This is a genomic window from Sphingomonas sp. ID1715 (assembly GCF_013044515.1).
Taxonomy (GTDB): domain Bacteria; phylum Pseudomonadota; class Alphaproteobacteria; order Sphingomonadales; family Sphingomonadaceae; genus Sphingomonas_B.
Genome location: NZ_JABEPR010000007.1, coordinates 132,067 through 154,071, shown reverse-complemented (window position 1 = coordinate 154,071; position 22,005 = coordinate 132,067). Strand labels below are relative to the sequence as shown.

The following is a 22,005-nucleotide window of genomic DNA, read 5'->3' as shown; positions in this document are numbered from 1 at the left end:
CCCTCTTTATGTCGTTAATGGCGTGGAACGGTCTAGCAGGGCACTGGAATCGTGTCACTGGCCTTGGCCAGTCCTCCGGTCCGGCCTAGAGGGGGCATATGACCGAGCTGCCATCCGACCCGACGCTCGACGAGATCAGGGCGCATCTGGCGCCGCTGCTGCCCGCCAACGCGGCGTTTGACGGCTGGAGCCCGGCCGCGGTCGCGCTCGCGGCCGAGCAGGCCGGGATCGACACGGACGTGGCGCAGCTGGCGTTCAAGGATGGCGCTGTGCAGATGATCGACGCTTGGTTTCGCTCGGTCGATCACGCCATGGCGGCGCGACTGCCGGTCGAGCAGCTCGCGGCGATGAAGATCCGCCAGCGGATCACGGAACTGGTCTGGGCGCGGATCGAGATCGTCGCGCCGGATCGCGAGGCTTTACGTCGAGCGCTTGCCATCCTCGCCATGCCGCAGAATGCCGTTCGCGCCGCGAAGATGGGCTGGCGCGCGGTCGACCTGATGTGGCGCCTCGCCGGCGATACGGCGACCGACTTCAACCATTACACCAAGCGCGCCACGCTGGGTGGGGTCTATGCCTCGACCGTGCTGGCGCTGCTCGACGACGAGACTGCCGACCTCAGCGACACCCGCGCCTTTCTCGATCGCCGGATCGAAAATGTGATGCAGTTCGAACGGGTGAAAGCCGACTGGAAGGCACGCGGCGACCATCGACCGAGCCTGTCGCGCTTCATCGGTCGGCTCCGCTATCCGGCGGTTTAGGCGAAACCCCTTATTGATAATGGTTCTCAGCAGCCGTAGATAGGCGGCATGCAGCTCAGCGATCTTCCGCTCCGGAAGGCGGCCCATATCGACAGCATCGACTGGTCTTCGCTGAGCGAGGCCGAGGCCAAGCGGCTGCGCGAACTCGGTTTCGACGAAGGCGTCAGCATCGAGGCGCTGCACAGCGGCAGCATCTTCGGACGCGATCCGATCGCCTGCCGCGTCGGCCGCATGACGGTGGCCATCCGCCGCGCCCAGGCCCGCGCGATCCGCGTCGCGATCGCGGGATGAACCCGGCTCCGCTGGTTGCGCTGGTCGGCAATCCCAATGCCGGCAAGTCCTCGCTGTTCAACGCGCTGACCGGCGCGCGGCAGAAGGTCGGCAATTATCCGGGCGTTACGGTCGAGCGGCATTCGGGCCGGTTCGCGTTGCCCGACGGCCGCCCGGTCGAGCTGATCGACCTGCCCGGTGCCTACAGCCTCGAACCCGCCAGCCCGGACGAGGCGGTTACGCGCGACGTGATCCTCGGCAAGCAGGACGGCGAACGGCTGCCCCAGGCGCTGATCGTAGTCGTCGACGCCGCGAACCTCGACAACCATCTGCGCTTTGCAATGCAGTTGGTCGCACTGGGCCTGCCGATCGTAGTGGCACTCAACATGATCGATCTTGCCGTTCGCGACGGGCTCGAGATCGACGTCGACATTCTGGCCGAACAGCTCGGCGTGCCGGTGATCCCGACCGTGGCGGTGCGCCGCCGCGGCCTCGAAGAATTGAAAGCGGCATTGGGCGTGCTGATCGGCGACGGCAGCGTCAAGCTGCGTGCTGGTCCCGGCTTTGTGCACGAAGATCTGGCGACCGTGCAGCGCCGCGCCCGCGCGCTCGCCGTTAAGGCGATCGTCTCCGAAAGTCCGCAGCGCCGTTTCACCCATTCGCTCGACGCCGTGGCACTGCATCCGCTGTTTGGACCGCTGCTGCTGGCCGCGATCCTGTTCGTGATGTTCCAGGCGGTCTTTTCGTGGTCCGAGGCGCCGATCGGCTGGATCGAGAGCGGCTTCGAGGCGCTCGGCACCTGGGTCGCCGCGACCCTGCCCGACAACGTCCTGCGCGACCTGTTGATCGAAGGCGTGCTCGGCGGCGTCGGAGCAGTGGTCGTCTTCCTGCCGCAGATCCTCGTCCTGTTCCTCTTCATCCTGGTGCTGGAGGCGAGCGGCTATATGGTCCGCGCGGCCTTCCTGATGGACCGGCTGATGGCGCGCGTCGGCCTGTCGGGGCGCGCTTTCATCCCGCTCCTCTCCTCCTTCGCCTGCGCGGTGCCGGGGATCATGGCGACGCGCACGATCGACGACCCGAAGGACCGGCTGACCACCATCCTGATCGCACCACTGATGACCTGCTCGGCCCGGCTGCCGGTCTATACGCTGATCATCTCGGCCTTCATTCCGAACCGCAGCCTGGCGCCCGGCATCGGCCTGCAGGGGCTCGTGCTCTTCTGCCTCTACGGGCTGGGTGTTTTGGGCGCGTTCCTGGCCGCGCTGGTGCTGCGGCGCACGGTGACCAAGGGCGGCGGCGCCGGCTTCATGATGGAGATGCCCAAATATCAATGGCCGCGCTGGCAGGACATCGGCATCGGCCTATGGACCCGCGCAACCATCTTTCTGAAGCGCGCCGGCACGATCATCATGGTGACGACCGTCCTGCTCTGGGCGCTTGCGTCGTTCCCGAAGGCGCCGGCGGGCGTGAAACAGAGCGAATATTCGATCGCCGGCCGAATCGCATCGGGAGTCGAGACCGTCGTGCGGCCGATCGGCTTCAACCACGATATCGCCCTGGCGCTGATTCCGGCGATGGCCGCGCGCGAAATCGCGGTCTCTGCAATCGCCACCGTCTATGCGATCGACTCGTCCGACGAGGACAAGGCGGCGACCGCGCTCGAAGAACGGCTCGGCACCGCCTGGCCGCTCCCGACCGCCCTCGCCTTCCTCGCCTGGTTCGTCTTCGCGCCCCAATGCATCTCCACCATTGCCGTCACCAGGCGGGAGACCAATGGCTGGAAATGGCCGGGCTTCATGGTCGGCTATCTGTTCGCCATCGCCTATCTGGCGGCGGGCGCGACCTACTGGACTGCCGTCGCATTGGGCCTTTGACCGACTTATCCCCGTTCGTATCCAGCGACGTCGAGATACGCTTCTCGACTTCGCTCGAAGCGAACGGATAAGGAAGAAGAAACGAAGACGGGGAGTCCTGACGTGGCAGGCAGCGTGAACAAGGTGATTCTGGTCGGCAATCTCGGCGCTGATCCGGAAGCGCGGTCGATGAACAATGGCGGCGAGGTGGTGAATTTCAACGTCGCCACGACCGAGCGGTGGAAGGACCGGGACGGCGGCCAGCAGGAAAAGACCGAGTGGCACCGCGTGGTGATCTTCAACGAGAATCTGGGCCGCGTCGCCAAGCAATATCTGCGCAAGGGCTCGAGCGTGTATCTCGAGGGCCAGCTACAGACCCGCAAATGGACCGACAATAACGGCAACGAGAAATACACGACCGAGGTCGTGCTGCAACGCTTCCGTGGCGAGCTGGTGCTGCTCGGCGGCCGTGACGGCGGCGGCGGCTCCGGCGGCGGCAGCTGGGGCGGCGAGGAGCGCGGCAATTTCGGCGGCGGCGGCATGACGCCATCGGGCGGCAGCGGCTTCGGCGGACGGAGCGGTGGCGGCGGCGGCGGGCGCGGCGGACCGAGCCCGTTCGACAGCGACCTGGACGACGACGTCCCCTTCTAGGCGCAGGCATCGGCGAACGCCTCCGCCGGTGCGGCAAACGTCAGGAACGGCAGCGCCGGGTCGCGCGTCTTTCAGCTGTGTTTCACACCTGAGCAGAGGCAGCGCGCGATGGCCGGTATTCTCATCACCCTGGTGCTTTCGATGGGAATGCTGGCCGCGATCTGGCTCTTGCTGCGTCCGCGCCGCAACAGACGCCCAGACGCTGCGCTGCCCAACCAGCTGAGCGCGGAAGAGCGTCGCCGCCTGTACAAGAGCCTGGGGCTTGACCCCCAGGCGATGAGCCGCGGCGATTATCCCAATGTCGTGTGGCTGGACTCCCGCCGCGCGCAGAAGCGTGGGATCAGCAAGGTCTAGGTCTCACCGCCCAATTTGTCCTTCAGCGCCTTGAGCGCGGCGAACGGCCCTGCCTCCGCGCCGTCGCTCATGCCGGCTTCGCGCAATGCCTCGTCGGCGCCGGCGCAGCGCGGAAACGGGTCGAGCGCGAGGGCGAGCGTCTCTGCAGCGAGTTCGCCCAGGTCGATCTGGTTGCCTTCGAGCGGCAGCGTGTCGCAATCTTCGGAACTGAGCTCCACTTCCTCCTCGCTCGACCGCACATAGGCATCAGGCAGGTAGCGGACCGAGAAAGGCGCCTTCACCTCGGCGGGCATCGCTTCGCCGGTCACCACGCAGCTCTGCACCACCGCCGCGTCGACTTCGCCGTCGGCATGGATGATCCCGGCCCGGCGGGCGAGCGCGACCCGCGCCGACAAGCGGTCGATCGCCTGCAGGCGAAACCGACCCGCCAGCCGGCGCCGCTCATCGGCATCGGCGCCGATCTCGATCTGCTTGGGGCGCTCGTCGACGGTGTCGGCGGCCACGATGCGGGAGAATTCGGGAGTCATGGCAAGCGCCCCGCGATGATCGACTCGGCAGTCGCGGCATGCAGGCCCAGATAGAAGGCGCGCAGGCGCTCCGCCGTGTGTTCCAGCGCACCGGCCGCCGGCTCGGTTCCGCGGTAGAGGTTGCGCACCAACGCCGCCTCGAAATTGCCTGACCGCAAGCCTTCGCGATAGGCCCCGATCCGCCCGCCGAGCGCGCCCATCATCCGGCCAACATGCTTGCCGACCACCATGTCGCCGATGCCGATCTCGCGCAGTTGCCCGTCCATGTCGGATACGAACAATTCGACGAGCCAGGCGATATTCTGCCGCTGCTCCGGTTCCAGCTCCAGCCGCGCGATCACCAGCGACAAACAGGCGGCGATCATCTCGAACCGTCCGTCGATCGTGTCCGGCACGCCGCCTTGCGCATACCAATGCGGCTCGCGGCCGCGCGCGATCACCGCATTATAGAGCGGGCGCACCGCTTCGTTGGCATCGCGTCGGCCGAACAGCCGGTCTAGCAGGGACATCAAGGCTCCGTTCAGGCGCCGCCCGCTTGTGTGCGGCGCGTGGCGGGCATATTGAAGCGGACGTGCTCAAGCGCAATGCTTTGGCCGCCCGTCCGGGAGAGTCGAATGAGTTTGTTGAAGCGGCGCATCGCGTTCAGCGCCGCCCTTGCCGGGATCCTGGTCGCGAGCGGCGGCTGCTCGCGCATCGTCGGCCACCAGGGCTATCTGCTCGACAGCCAGCTGGTCGCTACCGTCCAGCCGGGCGTCGACAACAAGGCATCGGTGCAGCGCACGCTCGGCCGGCCGAGCTTTACCGGCCAGTTCGGCGACACCGACTGGTATTATGTCGCGCGCGAGACGCGGCAACTGGCCTTCGGCTCGCCGCGCCCGGTCTCGCAGACGGCGCTCCACGTTCAGTTCGACTCCGCAGGCAACGTCGCCAAGGTGTCGCAGCTTGGCCTCGACCAGGTCGCCTCGATCGACCCGGTCAACGCCAAGACGCCGACGCTCGGCCGCAAGCGCGGCTTCTTCGAGGATCTGTTCGGCAATATCGGCCGCGTCGGCACGATCGGCGGCGGTGCGGGCGGCCCCAGCGACAATACCGGCGGTTAAGCTCGCTTTCTGAGCCGGGCCGGATCGGCTATGCGCCCCGGCTCCCATGCATGCACCCATGCCCTTGAATGCCCGACCGTGGCGTGACGAGGCCGGCGCGACCGCCGCGCTGGCGGGGCCGCTCGTGCTCACCAACCTGGCGCAATCGGCGATCAACGCGACCGATGTGGTGCTGCTCGGCTGGCTCGGCGCGACGGAACTCGCGGCCGCGTCGATCGGCGTCAATCTCTACATCGCCTTCCTGATCTTCGGCATGGGGCTGGTGATGGCTGCTTCGCCGATCATGGCGCGCCAGCTGGGCAAAAGGCGGCACAGCCTGCGGGAACTGCGGCGGACCGTCCGCCAGACGATGTGGGCGGCAGTGACGATCACGCTGCCGGTGTGGCTGCTGCTCTGGCACGCCGAGCCGATCCTGAAGCTGCTCGGCCAGGACCCGGCGCTGTCGGCACACGCCGCGCACTTCGTGCGGCCGCTGATGTTCGGCCTGCTCCCCGCGCTCTTCTATCTGACCCTGCGCTCGTTCGTGGCTGCGTTGGAGCAGCCGGTCTGGGCGCTGACGATCAGCGTCGCGGGCGTGATCGCCAATGCCCTCATCAATTATGTGCTGATCTTCGGCGCAGGCCCTGTCCCGGCGCTCGGCCTGTTCGGAGCGGGCGTGGGCAGCGCGGTAACGCAGACGCTGATGTTCCTCGGCATGGCGACGGTCGTGATGCTCCACCCGCGCTTCCGCCGCTATCGGCTGTTCGGCCGCTTCTGGCGCGCCGACTGGTCGCGCTACGCCGAAGTGTGGCGGCTCGGCCTGCCGATCGCGCTGACCCTGTCGCTCGAGGTAACGCTGTTCATCGCGGCGGTCTTCCTGATGGGGCTGATCGGGACCACGTCGATCGCGGCGCACGCCATCGCGATCCAGATCGCCTCGCTGACCTTCATGGTTCCCCTTGGGCTCAGCCAGGCGGTGACGGTGCGCGTCGGCCTCGCCTATGGCCGCGGCGACCGGCAAGGCATCACCCGCGCCGGCTGGACGGCGTTCGTGATGGCAATCGCGTTCATGGCGGCGATGGCGCTGCTGATCTTCGCCATGCCGGAGCATCTGGTCACGCTGTTTCTCGATCCGGCCCTGCCAGAAAATCGACCGGTGCTGCCTTTGGCCGTCTCCTTTCTGATGGTCGCCGCTCTATTCCAAGTGTTCGACGGCGCGCAGTCGGTCGGGGCCGGCATGTTGCGCGGCCTTCAGGACACGACAGTGCCGATGATCTATGCCGGCTTCGGCTATTGGATCATCGGCATGGGCATCGCCTTGTCACTCGGTTTCGGCCTCGGCTGGGAAGGCATCGGCATCTGGATCGGCCTTGCTGCCGGCCTGGCGATCGTGTCGGTGCTGATGCTGTTCCGCTGGCTCCGGCGCGACGCAATAGGGTTAACCCCGCGGCCAGCTTAACAAATCGGTAAGCTTTGAAGGACAAACGGTAAATCAGCACGTTAGATGCTGAGGTCGTTCTATGCGTTTGGTTCGAGTTTTGGTTGTGGACGACTCCGTTACCATCCGCGCGATGATGCGGCAGGTGCTGGAAAGCGATCCCGAAATCCGCATCGCCGGCCTGGCCGCGAGCGCGGACGAAGCCGACCGCATGCTCGAAGATCATCTGGTCGACGTGATCACGCTCGACATCGAAATGCCGGGCCGCAGCGGCCTCGATTATCTGCAGGATCTGCGCAAGCGGCGGCCGACGCCGGTGATCATGTTGTCCAGTCACACCGCGCGCGGCGAGGAAATCCGCGTCAAGGCGCTGATGGAGGGCGCGGCCGGGTGCTTCAACAAGGCCAATGCGATGCGCGAGAAGGACCGACTGATCCAGCTGGTCAAGGACGCCGCGCACCGCGAGGCCCGACTCGACCAGGACGACAGCGCCGCACTCGAAGCGATGCGCGCCGCCGCCGAATAACCGGGTTTGACCCCGCCACTCCCCGCGTCATAACGGCGCGATGCTGCGGCTGGACGCCTTTCTCCCCTACCAGCTTTCGATCGTGTCGAACGCCGTCAGCGGCGTAATCGCGCGCACCTATGAGAGCCTGTTCGGCCTGCGCATTCCCGAATGGCGGCTGATCGCGGTGCTGGCCGAGGAGGAAGGGCTGACCCAGCAGGCGCTGGTCGCCCGTACAGAGATGGACAAGATGACGGTCAGCCGCGCCGCCCAGGCGCTGGTCGCGCGCGGCCTGGTCGCCCGCAGCGCCCACGGCACTGATCGCCGCTCCAATACGCTGGCGCTCACGGCAGCCGGCCAGGCGCTCTACGCGCAGATCTCGCCCAAGGCACTGGAGCTGGAACGGAAGCTGCTGGAGGCGATCGGAGAGCGGGAACTGAAGCAGCTGAAGGCAACGCTCGACAAGCTCAAGGCGGCGAGCGACTCGTTGCGCTGATTGGTAACATCTGTTACCAACTCGCCTTCAGATTGCAGGAGAGAGTCGATGAGCGCGGACAACCCGCTGGGCCTGAATGGATTCGAGTTCGTCGAGTTCACTTCCCCCGACCCTGAAGCGATGGCGCGCCAGTTCGAGCAGCTCGGCTTCGTCGCCAGTCACAAGCATCCGCGCAAGAACATCACCCGCTACAAGCAGGGCCGCATCAACCTGATGCTGAACCGCGACGAGACCGGCCGCGTGGCCGAGTTCCGTGCCGCGCACGGACCTTCGGCCAGCGCCATGGCCTTCCGCGTCGCCGATCCGGTCAAGGCGCTCGACTGGGCGCTCGCCCATGGCGGCGAGCGGACCGAGGAAGAGGACACCTGCATTGTCGGCATCGGCGGCTCCTACCTCTACTTCATCCAGGACGGCTCCGATCTCTATGCCGATTGGGAGGAAATCCCAGGCTGGCAGCAGGCGGAGGCGGAGAATAATGTCGGCCTCGACCTGCTCGACCACCTGACCCACAATGTGCGTCGCGGCCAGATGCGCGTGTGGAGCGAGTTTTATCGGGAACTGTTCGGCTTCGAGGAACAGAAATATTTCGATATCAAGGGCCAGGCGACCGGCCTGTTCAGCCAGGCGATGATCGCGCCCGACAAGGCGATCCGCATCCCCCTGAACGAGAGCCAGGACGACAAGAGCCAGATCGAGGAGTTCATTCGCGAATATAAGGGTGAGGGCATCCAGCACCTGGCCCTCACCACGCCCGACATCTACGACACGGTCGAGCGGCTGCGCGCGCGCGGCGTCAAGCTGCAGGACACGATCGAGACCTATTACGAGCTGGTCGACAAGCGCGTGCCCGGCCATGGCGAAGACCTGGAGCGGCTCCGCAAGAATCGCATCCTGATCGACGGCTCGGTCGAGACCGGCGAAGGCATCCTGCTGCAGATCTTCACCGAGAACATGTTCGGCCCGATCTTTTTCGAGATCATCCAGCGCAAGGGCAATGAAGGCTTTGGCAACGGCAATTTCCAGGCGCTGTTCGAGAGTATCGAACTGGACCAGATCCGCCGCGGCGTGATCAAGGTGGAAGAGCCGGCGGAGTAGAGAAATTCTTGGGTCCCGTTCGTTTCGAGCGAAGTCGAGAAACGGACCGTGACGTTCAGCGCGTTTCTCGACTTCGCTCGAAACGAACGGATCAATTATGAACGTCCAAGCCCAGATCACCGCCGCCCCCTTGACCGGCTTCGGCAATCATTTCGCGACGGAAGCCGCGCCGGGCGCCCTGCCGATCGGCCGCAACTCGCCGCAGAAGGTGCCGTTCGGTCTCTATGCCGAGCAGCTGTCCGGCACCGCCTTCACCGCGCCCCGCCACGAGAACAGGCGCAGTTGGCTCTATCGCCTGCGCCCGACCGCCAGCCACAAGCCGTACCGGCCCTATGGCGGCGGCAAGCTCCTCCGCTCCGGCCCGTTCGACGAAGTGCCGCCGAGCCCCAACCGCCTGCGCTGGGATCCGCTACCCATCCCGGCCGAGCCGACGGACTGGGTCGACGGGCTCGTCACCTATGGCGGCAACGGCGATGTCGCGGTGGGAGCCGGCATCGGCATCCACCTCTATGCCGCCAACCGCTCGATGGACGACCGGGTGTTCTACTCGGCCGATGGCGAGTTGCTGGTGGTGCCGCAGCAGGGCCGCATCACCTTCGCCACCGAACTCGGGCGCCTGGACCTTTCGCCCGGTGAGATCGGCGCGATCCCGCGCGGCATCCGCTTCCGCGCCGAGCTGCCCGATGGCGCGGCGCGCGGCTATGTCTGCGAGAATTACGGCGCCCCGTTCAAGCTGCCGGACCTCGGCCCGATCGGGGCAAACGGTCTTGCCAATCCGCGCGACTTCGAGACGCCGCATGCCTGGTTCGAAGATCGCGACGGCACCGTCGAGGTGGTGCAGAAGTTCCAGGGCCGGCTCTGGACCTGCACGCTCGACCATAGTCCGCTCGACGTGGTCGCCTGGCACGGCAATCTCGCGCCCTACAAATATGACCTTGCCCGTTTCAACACGATCAACACGGTCAGCTACGACCATTCGGATCCGTCGATCTTCACGGTGCTGACGTCACCGAGCGAGATCGCCGGCACCGCCAATTGCGATTTCGTGATTTTCCCGCCGCGCTGGATGGTCGCGGAGGACACGTTCCGCCCGCCCTGGTTCCACCGCAACGTGATGAGTGAGTTCATGGGGCTGATCCACGGCGCTTACGACGCGAAGGAAGGCGGCTTCGCGCCGGGCGGCGCGTCGCTCCACAACCAGATGGCGGGACACGGTCCCGATCTCGCCTCGTGGGAAAAGGCGACCACGATGGCGCTCGCTCCGCACAAGATCGAGAACACCATGGCCTTCATGTTCGAAAGCCGCTGGGTCATCCGCCCGACGCTCTGGGCGGCCGAGACGAAGCTGTGCCAGCTCGACTATGACGACTGCTGGGCGGGGTTCCCCAAGGCGACGGTTTGATCCGGTTTGACCTTCCTCGTCATCCCCGCGAAAGCGGGGACCCATTGGCACGGAAGGCTGGGTTCCCGCTTTCGCGGGAATGACGAAGGAGTAATAAGCGCGTGAAACTCGCATCCCTGAAATCCGGCCGCGACGGCCGTCTCGTCGTCGTCTCCCGTGACCTCCATTACTATGCGGACGCATCGCACATCGCGCCCACGCTGCAAGCGGCGCTCGACGATTGGGAGCATGCCGCGCCGCAGCTGCAGCTGCTCGCCACCGACCTCGAGCATGAGGCGATCCCGCGGGACCGGTTCCACGAACGCGAGGCGGCGGCGCCCCTGCCGCGCGCCTATCAATGGGCGGACGGCTCGGCCTATGTGAACCATGTCGAGCTGGTGCGGAGAGCGCGCGGCGCCGAGATGCCCGCCAGCTTCTGGACCGACCCGCTGATGTATCAGGGCGCCTCCGACAGCTTCCTCGCCCCGCGGGATTCGATCCCGCTGAAGGATGAGAGCTGGGGCTGCGACATGGAAGGCGAGGTTTGCGTCGTCACCAGCGACGTGCCGATGGGTGCCGACCGCGAGACGTGTCTCTCTGCCATCCGCCTGATCGGCCTCGTCAACGACGTGTCGCTGCGCAACCTGATCCCGGCCGAACTCGGCAAGGGCTTCGGTTTCTTCCAGTCGAAGCCCGCCTCGACGCTGTCGCCGGTGCTGGTCACGCCCGACGAGCTTGGCGACGCCTGGCGCGACGGGAAGGTGCATTATCCGCTGCTCGTCGAGTTGAACGGACAGCCCTTCGGCCGCGCCGACGCGGGCGTCGACATGACCTTCGATTTCGCGACGCTGATCGGCCATGTCACCAAGACCCGCGACGTGGGCGCGGGCTCGATCATCGGCTCCGGCACGGTTTCCAACAAGGGCCCGGACGGCGGGCCCGGCAAGCCGGTCACCGAAGGCGGACTCGGCTATAGCTGCATCGCCGAAATTCGGATGATCGAGACGATCCAGGGCGGCGCGGCGAAGACGCCGTTCCTGCGCCATGGCGATCGCGTGCGCATCGAAATGAAGGACGCGGCCGGCCATTCGATCTTCGGCGCGATCGAACAGCAGGTGGTCGCCGCCTGAGGCCGGCGTGGACCGCCTGACGTCCACTCCTGCCGGCGTGACGCTGTGCGCGCTCGCCGACTTACCCGATCCGGGAGCGCGCAATTTCGTGCTGGAGATGAAAGCCGGCCGATTCCATGGCTTCGTCGTTCGGCGCGGCGACACGGTGACCGGCTATGTCGACGCCTGCCCCCACATGGGCCTGCCGCTCGCCCAGCAGCTCGACCACTATCTGGCCGATGCCGGAGACCTGATCCAATGCAGCTGGCACGGCGCGCTGTTCCGTCCGGAAGACGGGCTCTGCGTCGGCGGGCCATGCACTGGACGGAAGCTCCAGCCATGGCCCGTCGAGGTGAGCGGCGGGAAGGTTCGGACCGCAGCTAGCTGAGCGCCACGCTCGGGGCGATCGGCGCTTGGCCGGTGTCGGTCTCCGTGCGCTCCGGTGCAGGCGAGGTGCTGCCTGCAGAACTTCCGCCGGAATGGCGCCGGTCCTCGCGCGCATCCTGTTGGGCCACGGCGGGGCCGCGTTCCTTTCTCTGTCGATAGTAGCCGCGTGATGCTTCGACGCCCTTGGGCAGGCCGGACCGATCGCTGTAGTCGGCGGGTGGCGGGCGTTCGCCGCCGCGCCTTCCCATCAGGGTCGCGGCAAAGGCGTCGAGCGCCGCGATACCTGCAACCGCGCCGATGCCGAGCATCGCATTGCGCTTGGCGTCCTCCTTGCCGGAGCGAGTGCCGAGCGCCAGCGTCGCCATGTCGAGCACGTCGCCGGCGACCCGCGACCAGAGCGCGGGCTGCGGATCGGTCGAGAGCGTGCCGATGCCGGACGCGATCTCGCGCGCTCCATAGGCGCGCAGCAGCCCTTCCTTGCCTTCCAGCCCGAAGGTCCTGGCGATCTTGCCGGGCGCGACGAGCTCCGCCACGCCCAATCCCAGCGAAAAGAGCCCGATGCCGCGCACCAGTGCGTCTGCACCGGTGAGCGAGCTGTCCTTGCCATATTTGAAAGCCATCACGCCGCCTCCATCTCCGGCTTGAGCATCACCTTCACGCAATTGTCCTTCCGACTTTCAAAGGCCGGATACATGGCCGGCCCGTCCGATAGCGGACGAGTGTGGGTGACCACGAAGCTGGGATCGAGCGCGCCATCCTCGATCAGCTCTATCAGCTCGTCGGTCCAGCGCTTCACATGAGTCTGGCCGGTGCGGATCGTCAGCCCCTTGTTCATCGCCGCGCCGAACGGGATCTTGTCCAGCACGCCGCCATAAACGCCGGGCACCGACAATATGCCACCGGGCCGGCAGAGCAGCATCATCTCGCGCAGCACATGCGGCCGGTCGGTCTCCATCATCATCGACTGCTTGGCGCGGTCGTAGAGATGCTCGGGTGTGATCTGGGAGTGTGCTTCGAGACCGACGGCGTCGATGCACTTTTCCGGGCCCTTGCCATCTGTCAGCTCGTCCAGCCGCTCCTTGACGCTTTCCTCGCCCGGATTGATGCAGATGGCACCGGCCGCAGCGGCCATGCTGAGCCGCTCGGGCAGGAAGTCGATCGCGACGACCTGCCGGGCGCCGAGCAGGATGGCCGAGCGGATCGCCATCTGGCCGACCGGGCCCGCGCCCCAGATCGCAACGGTGTCGGTCGGCTCGATGTCGCAATAAACCGCGGCCTGCCAACCGGTCGGCAGAATGTCGGTTAGGAACAGCGCCTGCTCGTCCGGGATCGAGTCCGGCACCTTAATGTGGGTGTGATGCGCGAACGGCACGCGCAGATATTCGGCCTGGCCGCCCGAATAGCCGCCGGTCAGATGCGTATAGCCGAACAGGCCCGCAGTGGTGCGGCCGAATGCTGTTTCCGCGAGGTGACGCTTGCGGTTGGTCGTCTCGCAGACCGAGAAATTGCCCTTGCGGCATTGCTCGCACTCGCCGCAGGTCATCTGGAACGGCACGGCGATGCGGTCGCCGACTTTCAGTGCCTTATTGTCCCTTCCGACCTCGACCACCTCGCCCATCGTCTCGTGGCCGACGATGTCGCCGGGCATCATGCCCGGCATCAGGTTATGGAACAGGTGCAGGTCGGAGCCGCAAATCGCGCAGCTCGTCACCTTGATGATCGCGTCGCGCCCGTCCTCGATCTCGGGATCGGGCATGGTCTCGTAGCGGATGTCCTGCTTGCCGTGCCAAACCAAAGCTTTCATGCGATCCTCCTGAGATGGGAGGCACAACGTGGGGCACGGGGTGGCGTTGCATTCCAAACACCTTCGAAACGAGAGCCGGGATTTTAGCAGTGTAGCAGAAACGACACAGTTCGGCGGAAATCCCTGCGCCCGATTGCCTTTGGCTCGCCATGCGCTAAAGGAAGGGAGAGTGAGCGGGCCATCTCGCGCACCAGATTTTTGTGCCGTTCAGGGAGGCAATGAATGTTCAAGCGTGGTATGATTGCGGCGGCTGCAGCCGCCAGCCTGGTTGCGGCTCCGGCCGTTGCGCAGAGCAGCGCGTCGAAGCTGTCGGTCGCCTCGTCGGTCCGCGCCGGTGCGTCGACCAAGGGCGCGAACCAGCTCGAAGGCGGCGCCCTGATCGGCGTGCTCGCGTTCGTCGCGGCAGTCGCGATCGTCTACTTCGTCGCCGAAGGCAATGACGAGTCGGCGAGCAACTAAGCAGCTGCTTTTTGAAGAGTGAGGGCCGGCGGTTCGATGAACCGCCGGCCCTTTTCTATTGCCCTGCCGCTGAATTCAGGCCGCGCTGGCGACCCGGGCGTCGGGATAGGCGCTTTCGGAAAGAGCGATCAGCGCGCGGTCGTCATGGTTCCACGGGTGAAAACCCGGCAGAAAGAAGGACAGCCAAGCCGGCAATGCCCGGCGGATCAGTCCCGGGCTAACGAAGAGATGGCGCAGCAGGCCGAAGCGCGCCTTCCAGCCCGTGATGCCGTCCTGGCGCAGCAATTCCATCGAACCTGTCCAGCGCTTGGTCCAGAAGCGATAGGAGACGAGCAGCATCATGATGCTCTTCACCTTCCAGCGCTTCCAGCGGGACCAGTCGCGCGTCGCGTGCAGCCAGGTGTCGTAAGCCACGCCCTTATGCTCGATCTCCTCGATCGCGTGCCACTTCCACATCGCGACGCTCTCGGCATCCGCCTTCGCCCAATAATGCGGATAACGCAGCATGGTCTGGGCCAGAATGGCCGTATAGTGCTCGAGCGCCATGGTGACGGCGAGGTTCAGGATCTGCGGCCGGCCCTTGGTGAGCGCCAGCGCGTCGGCGACGTCCTGCTCTAGCTTTGCCACGTCGTAGCCGGCGTCCGTCACCCGCTTGTTAAAGGCGACATGCTCGCGCGTGTGCATCACTTCCTGCATCACGAATGCCTTGATTTCCGCCTCCAGCTTCGGCGGCACGCCCTCGCGATGCGCCTTCACGCTGTCGATGAAGAAGGCCTCGCCCTTGGGGAACGTCACCGACAGCGCGTTGTGGAATGCCGTGGCATAGGGATCACCCCCGAACCACCAGCGCTGCTGCGCCATGCCGCGGCCGAACCGGCGGTCGCGTGGCGTGATGGTTAGGTCGGCAGGGGACTTCGCCGCAATCTGCATGAGTCGCAATCTCCAGAGCTCAAGCGAAGATGAGCAATACTGACATGAATGTCAATATATGGGCGCGCTTGCCGCTTCCGCCCTCGTGGCGAAGCCGTTAGGACAGGCCCGATGTCGCTCGCCAAACGCCGCCTCTCACCCGAAGCTAGCCGCTCTGCCGCCCTTGCCGCCGCCCGCGACCTGCTACTCGAGGCCGGCCCGCAGGCGGTGACGCTGAAGGCGGTCGCCTCACGGATGGGCCGCACGCACGCCAATTTGCTCCACCATTTCGGCTCGGCGGCGGGGCTGCAGCAGGCACTCATGGCAACGATGGCGGAGCGGATCACTGGCGAGATCGGCGCCGCGGTCATGAAGGCCCGCGCTGGACAAGGGTCCCCGCGCGACGTCGTCGACATGACCTTCAACGCGTTCGAGCGTGGCGGCGGCGCGCTCGCCTCCTGGATGATCCTGTCGGGCAACGACAATGCCCTGGACCCGGTGCTGGAGGCGATCCATCGGCTCGTGGATCGTCTCGGCGAAGGCCATGAAGATCGCGAGGTGCATCGCGAGACGCTGAACCTCGTGCTGCTAGCACTCGGCCATGCGCTGCTCGGCGAGCAGATGGCGGCCGCGCTCGGCCTGCCGCCAGAAACCGCTCGCGAGATGGCGCACCATCAATTGTCGCAATCCGCACTGCGGCGGCAGGAGTCGCTCGGCTAGCGGTTCCGCCACGGCACGCCTATGTGCCGCCCATGCATTTCCTCGACCAGGCCAAGATTTTCGTCCGCTCCGGCGCGGGCGGTCCCGGCGCCGTCAGCTTCCGGCGTGAAAAGTTCATCGAATATGGCGGACCCGATGGCGGCAATGGCGGCAAGGGCGGCGACATCGTCTTCGAAGCGGTCGCCGGCCTCAACACGCTGATCGATTTTCGCTACACCCAGCATTTCCGCGCCCCACGCGGCCAGGGAGGGTCGGGCAGCAACAAGACGGGTGCCGGCGGCGACGATCTCGTCATCAAGGTGCCGGTCGGCACCCAGATCCTGGCGGACGACGACGACCGTACTCTGCTGGCCGACCTGACGAAGGTCGGCGAACGCATCGTCTTCCTGCGCGGCGGCGACGGAGGGCGCGGCAATGCCAGCTACAAAACCTCGACCAATCGCGCCCCGCGCCAGCACGGCACCGGCTGGCCGAGCGAAGAGGCCTGGGTCTGGCTGCGGCTGAAGCTGCTGGCCGATGCAGGCCTTGTCGGGCTCCCCAATGCCGGCAAGTCGACCTTCATCAACGCCGTTACCAATGCGCAGGCGAAGGTTGGCGAATATGCCTTCACCACGACACGGCCGCAGCTGGGCGTGGTCCGGCACAAGGGCCGCGAGTTCGTGATTGCGGACATTCCCGGGCTGATCGAGGGGGCGGCCGAAGGCGCGGGCATCGGCGACCGCTTCCTTGGCCATATCGAGCGGTGCCGAGTCCTGCTCCACCTAGTCGACGCCAATGACGAGAGTGTGGCGGAGAGCTACCGGATCGTCCGCGACGAACTCGACGCTTACGGCGCCGGCCTTGCCGACAAGCCGCAGGTGCTTGCATTGAACAAGATCGACACGCTGGACGACGAGCTGATCGCCGCCCTGTCCGCCGAGCTGGAGGAAGCCAGCGGCATGTCCGTGATCCCAATCTCGGGCGCCGCGGGCATCGGCGTCGACTGGGCACTCGACCGGCTCCTGGAGGCGATTGGCCCCGAAAGCTCCGCCGTGACCGCCGACGACGAAGGCGAAGACGCAATCGAGTGGTCGCCGCTCTGAACGATCAGAGCAGCCCCAGCCGATCCGCGCCAAAGGTCAGCACCGTCATCACCATGCCGGCCAGGAAGGTGTGGTAGGCGAGCGCCAGATAGCGGTATTTCTTCCGCTTCAGCACCGATCCGTTCTGGTAGATATCGCGTGCCATCGTCCGGTAGACATTCTGCTCGTCGCCGAGTTCGGCGATCAGTCGCTCGATATAGTCTTCCTGCTCCAGCTGGGTGAAGGAGCCGAAGAAGAGCAGGTTGAGCGGCGCGCCGGGCTTGGGCTTCACCGCCGGCAGCACCGCCATCACGGCGAACGCTGCGGACAGCAAGGCGAAGCCGGCGAGCACCAGCATCTCGGGCGCCACCAGCCCCCTGGAGGTCTGGTTGAGCGTGATGGTGAAGACGACGAAGGTCGCGCCCATCAGGATGCTGGCCTTGTGGTCGGCCATGGCGGACAGCTGGACCTGGATTTGCTGAGTGGTGCGGATCAGGTGGATGGCGTCGGGCGCGTAGCGCTTGGGGATCTGTTCGTGAGGCAAGATGGTTCCTGTTTTCCTGTCTTCGGGCTGCCACCCTTCAGCCGCATTCGCTTGGCAAGGCGCGCCGGCACGCATTAGGGACCTGCCATGTCCAATCGTCAAGAAATCGAAGCCACCGTCCACCGCCTGATCGAGCCGTTCAACAAGAAGGGCGTGGCGCTGACCGGCGCGACCACCTTCGCCGGTGACCTCGAATGGGACAGCCTGACCGTGATGGACTTCGTCGCCGCCGTCGAAGACGAATTCGACATCATCATCACGATGAACATGCAGGCCGAGATCGAAACAGTCGGCCAGCTGGTCGATGCCGTGGGCAAGCTGCGCACCTGACCGATTAACCCGGTTTGGGCTGAGCTTGTCGAAGCCCTCCCTTCTTCAGGGCCGGAAAGAACAAGGGAGGCCTTCGACAAGCTCAGGCCGAACCGTGTTGAGGTACTCAAAATGACCGACAGCCTGCAAACCGCCGACGCGCCGCAGCCGGAGACCCGGGCTCTTGCGGGCGACCTGATGTCCAAGTTCGACGGGTTGATCGCCGAGCGCAAGGCACTGCTCGATTCCGGAGTCCGCGATCCGTTCGCGATCGTGATGGAGCAGGTGCTCTCGCCCACCGAAGCGGTGATCAGGGGCAAGAAGACGATCCTGCTCGGCACGTACAATTATATGGGCATGACGTTCGACCCCGACGTGATCGCGGCAGGCAAGGAAGCGCTCGACCGCTTCGGATCGGGCACGAACGGCAGTCGCATGCTCAACGGCACCTTCCATGACCATGTCGAAGTCGAGCAGGCACTGCGCGAATTCTACGGCACCAGCGGCGCGATCGTCTTTTCGACCGGCTATATGGCCAATCTGGGGATGATCTCGACCCTCGCCGGCAAGGGCGACTACATCATCCTCGACGCCGACAGCCATGCCTCCATCTATGACGGCTGCAAGCAGGGCTATGCCGAGGTGGTTCGCTTCCGCCACAACTCCGTCGAGGATCTCGACAAGCGCCTGTCGCGCCTGCCCCCGGAGGCCGGCAAGCTGGTCGTGCTCGAGGGCGTCTATTCGATGCTCGGCGACGTCGCGCCGCTGAAGGAAATGGTTGCCGTCGCCAAGAAGCATGGCGCCATGACGCTTTCCGACGAAGCGCACTCGATGGGCTTTTTCGGCCCGCACGGCCGGGGCGTCTATGAAGAACAGGGCCTGGACGGCCAGGTCGACTTCATCGTCGGCACCTTTTCAAAGTCGGTCGGAACCGTCGGCGGCTTTTGCGTGTCGAACCACCCGAAGTTCGAGGCGATCCGGCTGGCGTGCCGCGCCTATATCTTCACCGCGTCGCTGCCGCCGTCGGTGGTCGCCACCGCCGCCACCTCGATCCGCAAGCTGATGCATGCGCACAACAAGCGCCAGCATCTGTGGGAGAATGCGCGCACGCTCCACGGCAATCTGAAGGCGCTGGGCTTCAAGCTCGGCACCGACACGCCGCAATCGGCGATCATCGCGGTCATCCTGCCGACCCAGGAGGAGGCCGTCGGCATGTGGCAGGCGCTGCTGGAGCATGGGCTGTACGTCAACATGGCGCGCCCACCGGCGACGCCCGCCGGCATGTACCTGCTCCGCTGCTCGCTCTGCGCCGAACACACGGCCGAGCAAGTGGCTGAGATCACGCAGATGTTTGCTGCGGCGGGACGTGCCGTGGGCGCGATCCCGCAGTAAGACTGGACATGACCTGTTAACCACGCTCTGTTATAGGGCGTTTGGGGATGGGCAGGGTCGCAAATCAGGAGATCGAGCAGGGCTCGATCAGCGTGCGCCGCGCACTTGCGACGGCCTTGGGGCTGCTCGCCGCTTTCGGGCTGATCTCCCTCACCATCCTCGTCTCCAACTCGAACCGGCAGCGCGACGCGGCGTTGGCCGCGCAGCGGCACAGCTTCGAAGTCATCATCCTCGCCCGCTCGCTCGAAAGCACGATGAACCGCGCCGAGGCGACACTTGGCCGCTACGTGGTCAATATGGAGCCGCAATATGGGCGGCTGTTCGTGGACGACTGGCGCCGCGCGGGCAGTTCGATCGACCGACTGCGTGACGCCACGCGCGACAATCCCGAACAGATCATCCTCGTCGAACGTCTGCGCCGCATCTACAACGACCGGGACCGGATGTTGTCCGGAGCCGCGCTCCGCACCCGCTACGACCAGAAGATGAGCAGCCTCGCCGCTTATAACGCGGCCGGCAAGTCGGAGAGCGTGGCGGCGCTGTCACAAGCGATCGAAGCGATCGTCGCGACCGAAAAGCGGCTGCTGCAGGCGCGCATCGGTGCCGCCAACGCAACAGTCGAACAGTCAAACTGGGCGGCGAAGCTCCTCCTCGCCTTCGCCATCGTCATCCTGGTCGGCGCCGCCGTCCTCGCCTTCACCATGATCCAGGCGATCGCCGAGCGGCGCGCCGCACGCACCGATGCCGATGAAGTCGCCCGGCGGGCAGAGGAGCTCGAAGAGGCCGTTGCCGAACGTACAATCGAGTTGCGCCGCGCCAATGAAGCGCTCCTCGCGGAAGCCGCCGAGCGCGAGGCTGCCGAAGCGCAGCTGCGCCAGGTACAGAAGATGGAAGCGGTCGGCCAGCTGACCGGCGGCATCGCACACGACTTCAACAACATGCTGGCCGTGGTGATCGGCGGCCTGGAGCTTGCCCGCCGTCGGCTCATCGACAACACGGCTGAGGCCAGGCGCCATCTGGAAAATGCGATGGAGGGTGCCGCCCGTGCGGCCACCCTGACTCGCCGCCTGCTCGCCTTTGCGCGCGCCGAACCGCTGCTGCCGGAGCCGGTTTCGCCCGACGCGCTGATCGCCGGCATGGCCGAACTGCTCGACCGCACGCTGGGCGAGCGCGTCACGGTGCGGACCGATTATCAGGGCGGGGACTGGACGGTCTGGGTCGACAAGCACCAGCTTGAAAACGCCCTGCTCAATCTCGCGGTCAACGCGCGCGACGCGATGGAAGGCGAAGGCACGCTGACCTTGGCCACATCGGGACGCAGCCTGGCCGAAGGCGAACTGGGCGTCAGCCGCGCCGGCGACTATGTGACCATTTCGGTCACGGACACGGGCTGCGGCATGGAACAGAAAGTGCTCGACCGCGTGTTCGAGCCCTTCTTCACGACCAAGCCGGTCGGCAAGGGCACTGGTCTCGGCCTCAGCCAGATCTTCGGCTTTGTCCGTCAATCGCTCGGTGAGATCACCATTTCGTCGGAACCCGGCCAGGGCACCACCGTCTCGATCCTCCTGCCGCGCTATACCGGCGTCCAGCGCGTCGCTCCCGCCGAGGAAGTGCATGGCGTTCGTGCATCGGCTGCCGCCGCGCCCCAAAAGGTGCCGATCCTCGTCGTGGAAGACGATCCGCGCGTGCTCAACGCCACGGTCGAGGCGCTGGTCGAACTCGGGCACCGGCCGATCCCCTGCGCCGATCCCGAGCAGGCGCTTGGGCTGCTGGCGGCAAATCCTGGCGTGCGGCTGATCATTTCCGACGTGGTGATGCCGGGTACCACCGGCCCCGAACTGATCGCTGCCATCCGCCCGCTCCACGGCGATGTCGGCGTGCTGTTCGTCACCGGCTTTGCCGGCGAGATCGACGAGGCGGCGGCGTTCGGCGGGCATGACGTGCTGCGCAAGCCCTTCACCATCGGCAGTCTCGCGAGCGCGGTCGAGGCCGCGCTCGCTAAGCTCAACGGATCGCACCCGCCCGAAGCAACCGCGGCAGCAGCGTGACCGCGCCGAGCAGCGGCCAGCGCCGCTGCCATGGCTTGATGTCGATCCGCGTGCCGGCATGGCGGTTGATCTTCCAGGCCAGGTAATCGATGCCGCCGGCAAAGGTGAGGCTGGCCTTGGCCAGGCGGATCACGGTGAGCGCCTTCCCATTGCGCCGCAATTGCCGCCACCGCGCGCTCGAATAGCGGGACGGTGCGTTCGCCAACTCCGCGATGCGGCGATAGCGCTCGGGATCCCAGTCCACGATCGAGCCGGGCCGGTCGCCACGCTCGGCCCGCAGCTCCGCGCCGTAGGTGAGCGCAAAGCCTTGCCGCCACCGCTCGAGCGGATCGTCGCTGGCCGGCGCCAGCGTCATCAGCGTTCGCGGCGCCTGAGCGACGATCGCCGCCATGCGTCCCGGCACGTCGGCATCGGCCGCCCAGACCAGCCGGACCGGTTGCGCGAAACGCGCCCACACCGAGACGTTGCTGGCCTCGGGCCGGGTGAGCCGATCGAAATCCGCCTCGCTCAGCACTGCGTATTTGGCGGCGATACCTCCGTCCTCGAACGGGAACACATTGGGCGGCACCAGCCTGTTCGCCCCCGCCAGCCACGCCTTGCCATAGGCCTCGCGATAGTCCCGCACGATCAGGTAGAAATCGAGCATCTGCCCGTCGATCTCGCCGGTCCGCAGGCAAGACCCGTAAAAGAGCACGGCCAGCGCCCCCGGATAACCAAGCGCAATCGCCTCAGCCGCCGCCGACACGCGCCGGTCTACCGGCTGGGCGAGCTCCTGGGCGATGAGGTTTTGGAGGGTCATTCCGTTCGTTTCGAGCGAAGTCGAGAAACGTTCAAGCTCCGAGCCACCGCTTCT

The 22,005-nt window shown here is 66.0% G+C and carries 26 protein-coding genes; 19 read left to right on the top strand and 7 right to left on the bottom strand.

Annotated elements, in window-relative coordinates; genetic code table 11:
* The first annotated feature begins 98 nt into the window (after positions 1–98).
* The 5 genes from HJG53_RS15635 to HJG53_RS15615 all read left to right on the top strand — a co-directional run bounded on the left by HJG53_RS15635 (position 99) and on the right by HJG53_RS15615 (position 3,889).
* Complete coding sequence (locus HJG53_RS15635) at positions 99–761, top strand: COQ9 family protein (RefSeq protein ID WP_171132214.1); 663 nt, start codon at positions 99–101, stop codon at positions 759–761.
* Between the two features lie 48 nt (positions 762–809).
* A complete protein-coding gene (locus HJG53_RS15630; RefSeq protein WP_171132212.1) occupies positions 810–1,052 on the top strand; it encodes a FeoA family protein in 243 nt (80 codons plus the stop codon).
* Positions 1,049–2,905, top strand: a complete 1,857-nt coding sequence (locus tag HJG53_RS15625; RefSeq protein ID WP_171132210.1) for a ferrous iron transporter B — start codon at positions 1,049–1,051, stop codon at positions 2,903–2,905. The genes HJG53_RS15630 and HJG53_RS15625 overlap by 4 nt, the downstream gene beginning before the upstream one ends.
* Positions 2,906–3,007: 102 nt before the next feature.
* On the top strand, positions 3,008–3,535 hold the full coding sequence (gene ssb, locus HJG53_RS15620) for a single-stranded DNA-binding protein (protein WP_171132209.1): 528 nt from the start codon (positions 3,008–3,010) through the stop codon (positions 3,533–3,535).
* Positions 3,536–3,643: 108 nt separating this feature from the next.
* On the top strand, positions 3,644–3,889 hold the full coding sequence (locus tag HJG53_RS15615; protein WP_171132207.1) for a hypothetical protein: 246 nt from the start codon (positions 3,644–3,646) through the stop codon (positions 3,887–3,889).
* On the opposite strand, the gene HJG53_RS15610 is transcribed toward HJG53_RS15615, so the two are convergent.
* Complete coding sequence (locus tag HJG53_RS15610) at positions 3,886–4,416, bottom strand: DUF177 domain-containing protein (protein WP_171132205.1); 531 nt, start codon at positions 4,414–4,416, stop codon at positions 3,886–3,888. The two genes, HJG53_RS15615 and HJG53_RS15610, sit on opposite strands and share 4 nt — an antisense overlap.
* Positions 4,413–4,925, bottom strand: a complete 513-nt coding sequence (locus HJG53_RS15605; RefSeq protein ID WP_171132203.1) for a ubiquinol-cytochrome C chaperone family protein — start codon at positions 4,923–4,925, stop codon at positions 4,413–4,415. Before HJG53_RS15605 ends, HJG53_RS15610 begins: the two co-directional genes overlap by 4 nt.
* A gap of 105 nt (positions 4,926–5,030) precedes the next feature.
* Here HJG53_RS15605 and HJG53_RS15600 point away from each other — a divergent pair, with 105 nt between their 5' ends.
* The 8 genes from HJG53_RS15600 (at position 5,031) to HJG53_RS15565 (ending at position 11,907) form a co-directional block, all read left to right on the top strand.
* A complete protein-coding gene (locus tag HJG53_RS15600; RefSeq protein WP_171132201.1) occupies positions 5,031–5,516 on the top strand; it encodes an outer membrane protein assembly factor BamE in 486 nt (161 codons plus the stop codon).
* 58 nt (positions 5,517–5,574) lie between these two features.
* On the top strand, positions 5,575–6,954 hold the full coding sequence (locus tag HJG53_RS15595) for an MATE family efflux transporter (protein ID WP_171132199.1): 1,380 nt from the start codon (positions 5,575–5,577) through the stop codon (positions 6,952–6,954).
* Between the two features lie 85 nt (positions 6,955–7,039).
* Positions 7,040–7,459, top strand: coding sequence for a response regulator (locus HJG53_RS15590; RefSeq protein ID WP_171132197.1), 420 nt, complete (start codon positions 7,040–7,042; stop codon positions 7,457–7,459).
* Between the two features lie 40 nt (positions 7,460–7,499).
* Positions 7,500–7,934, top strand: a complete 435-nt coding sequence (locus tag HJG53_RS15585; protein ID WP_171132195.1) for a MarR family winged helix-turn-helix transcriptional regulator — start codon at positions 7,500–7,502, stop codon at positions 7,932–7,934.
* Between the two features lie 48 nt (positions 7,935–7,982).
* The gene (gene hppD, locus HJG53_RS15580) at positions 7,983–9,029 is read left to right on the top strand and encodes a 4-hydroxyphenylpyruvate dioxygenase (protein ID WP_171132193.1); all 1,047 of its coding nucleotides are present in this window, start codon (positions 7,983–7,985) and stop codon (positions 9,027–9,029) included.
* A gap of 97 nt (positions 9,030–9,126) precedes the next feature.
* Complete coding sequence (gene hmgA, locus HJG53_RS15575) at positions 9,127–10,431, top strand: homogentisate 1,2-dioxygenase (RefSeq protein ID WP_171132191.1); 1,305 nt, start codon at positions 9,127–9,129, stop codon at positions 10,429–10,431.
* Between the two features lie 101 nt (positions 10,432–10,532).
* Positions 10,533–11,540 (top strand): fumarylacetoacetate hydrolase family protein, encoded by a 1,008-nt coding sequence (locus HJG53_RS15570; protein ID WP_171132189.1) that lies wholly within the window; start codon positions 10,533–10,535, stop codon positions 11,538–11,540.
* 7 nt (positions 11,541–11,547) lie between these two features.
* Positions 11,548–11,907: a Rieske (2Fe-2S) protein gene (locus HJG53_RS15565; protein WP_171132187.1), complete on the top strand. Its 360-nt coding sequence runs from the start codon at positions 11,548–11,550 to the stop codon at positions 11,905–11,907.
* Here the strand turns inward: HJG53_RS15565 and HJG53_RS15560 are convergent.
* Both HJG53_RS15560 and HJG53_RS15555 read right to left on the bottom strand, forming a co-directional pair.
* Positions 11,900–12,526, bottom strand: coding sequence for a DUF4267 domain-containing protein (locus HJG53_RS15560; protein ID WP_171132185.1), 627 nt, complete (start codon positions 12,524–12,526; stop codon positions 11,900–11,902). The two genes, HJG53_RS15565 and HJG53_RS15560, sit on opposite strands and share 8 nt — an antisense overlap.
* Entirely contained in the window at positions 12,526–13,710 is a 1,185-nt protein-coding gene (locus tag HJG53_RS15555; RefSeq protein ID WP_171132183.1) for a zinc-dependent alcohol dehydrogenase, read from the bottom strand. Before HJG53_RS15555 ends, HJG53_RS15560 begins: the two co-directional genes overlap by 1 nt.
* A gap of 222 nt (positions 13,711–13,932) precedes the next feature.
* Here HJG53_RS15555 and HJG53_RS15550 point away from each other — a divergent pair, with 222 nt between their 5' ends.
* The gene (locus HJG53_RS15550) at positions 13,933–14,169 is read left to right on the top strand and encodes a hypothetical protein (protein ID WP_171132181.1); all 237 of its coding nucleotides are present in this window, start codon (positions 13,933–13,935) and stop codon (positions 14,167–14,169) included.
* A 75-nt stretch (positions 14,170–14,244) separates the two neighbouring features.
* On the opposite strand, the gene HJG53_RS15545 is transcribed toward HJG53_RS15550, so the two are convergent.
* Positions 14,245–15,099, bottom strand: a complete 855-nt coding sequence (locus HJG53_RS15545) for a metal-dependent hydrolase (RefSeq protein WP_171132179.1) — start codon at positions 15,097–15,099, stop codon at positions 14,245–14,247.
* A gap of 111 nt (positions 15,100–15,210) precedes the next feature.
* Here HJG53_RS15545 and HJG53_RS15540 point away from each other — a divergent pair, with 111 nt between their 5' ends.
* Together HJG53_RS15540 and obgE are read left to right on the top strand one after the other, a co-directional pair.
* On the top strand, positions 15,211–15,798 hold the full coding sequence (locus HJG53_RS15540) for a TetR family transcriptional regulator (RefSeq protein WP_171132177.1): 588 nt from the start codon (positions 15,211–15,213) through the stop codon (positions 15,796–15,798).
* A 32-nt stretch (positions 15,799–15,830) separates the two neighbouring features.
* On the top strand, positions 15,831–16,880 hold the full coding sequence (gene obgE, locus HJG53_RS15535) for a GTPase ObgE (protein ID WP_171132176.1): 1,050 nt from the start codon (positions 15,831–15,833) through the stop codon (positions 16,878–16,880).
* Positions 16,881–16,884: 4 nt separating this feature from the next.
* Here the strand turns inward: obgE and HJG53_RS15530 are convergent, their stop codons facing one another.
* On the bottom strand, positions 16,885–17,403 hold the full coding sequence (locus tag HJG53_RS15530; protein ID WP_217352885.1) for a Pycsar system effector family protein: 519 nt from the start codon (positions 17,401–17,403) through the stop codon (positions 16,885–16,887).
* A gap of 87 nt (positions 17,404–17,490) precedes the next feature.
* Here HJG53_RS15530 and HJG53_RS15525 point away from each other — a divergent pair, with 87 nt between their 5' ends.
* The 3 genes from HJG53_RS15525 to HJG53_RS15515 all read left to right on the top strand — a co-directional run bounded on the left by HJG53_RS15525 (position 17,491) and on the right by HJG53_RS15515 (position 21,152).
* A complete protein-coding gene (locus tag HJG53_RS15525; protein WP_171132174.1) occupies positions 17,491–17,733 on the top strand; it encodes an acyl carrier protein in 243 nt (80 codons plus the stop codon).
* A gap of 111 nt (positions 17,734–17,844) precedes the next feature.
* The gene (locus HJG53_RS15520; protein WP_171132172.1) at positions 17,845–19,104 is read left to right on the top strand and encodes an aminotransferase class I/II-fold pyridoxal phosphate-dependent enzyme; all 1,260 of its coding nucleotides are present in this window, start codon (positions 17,845–17,847) and stop codon (positions 19,102–19,104) included.
* A gap of 47 nt (positions 19,105–19,151) precedes the next feature.
* Positions 19,152–21,152, top strand: coding sequence for an ATP-binding protein (locus tag HJG53_RS15515; protein ID WP_171132170.1), 2,001 nt, complete (start codon positions 19,152–19,154; stop codon positions 21,150–21,152).
* Here the strand turns inward: HJG53_RS15515 and HJG53_RS15510 are convergent.
* Positions 21,109–21,951 (bottom strand): hypothetical protein, encoded by an 843-nt coding sequence (locus tag HJG53_RS15510; RefSeq protein ID WP_171132168.1) that lies wholly within the window; start codon positions 21,949–21,951, stop codon positions 21,109–21,111. The genes HJG53_RS15515 and HJG53_RS15510 overlap by 44 nt on opposite strands.
* Positions 21,952–22,005: the final 54 nt, after the last annotated feature.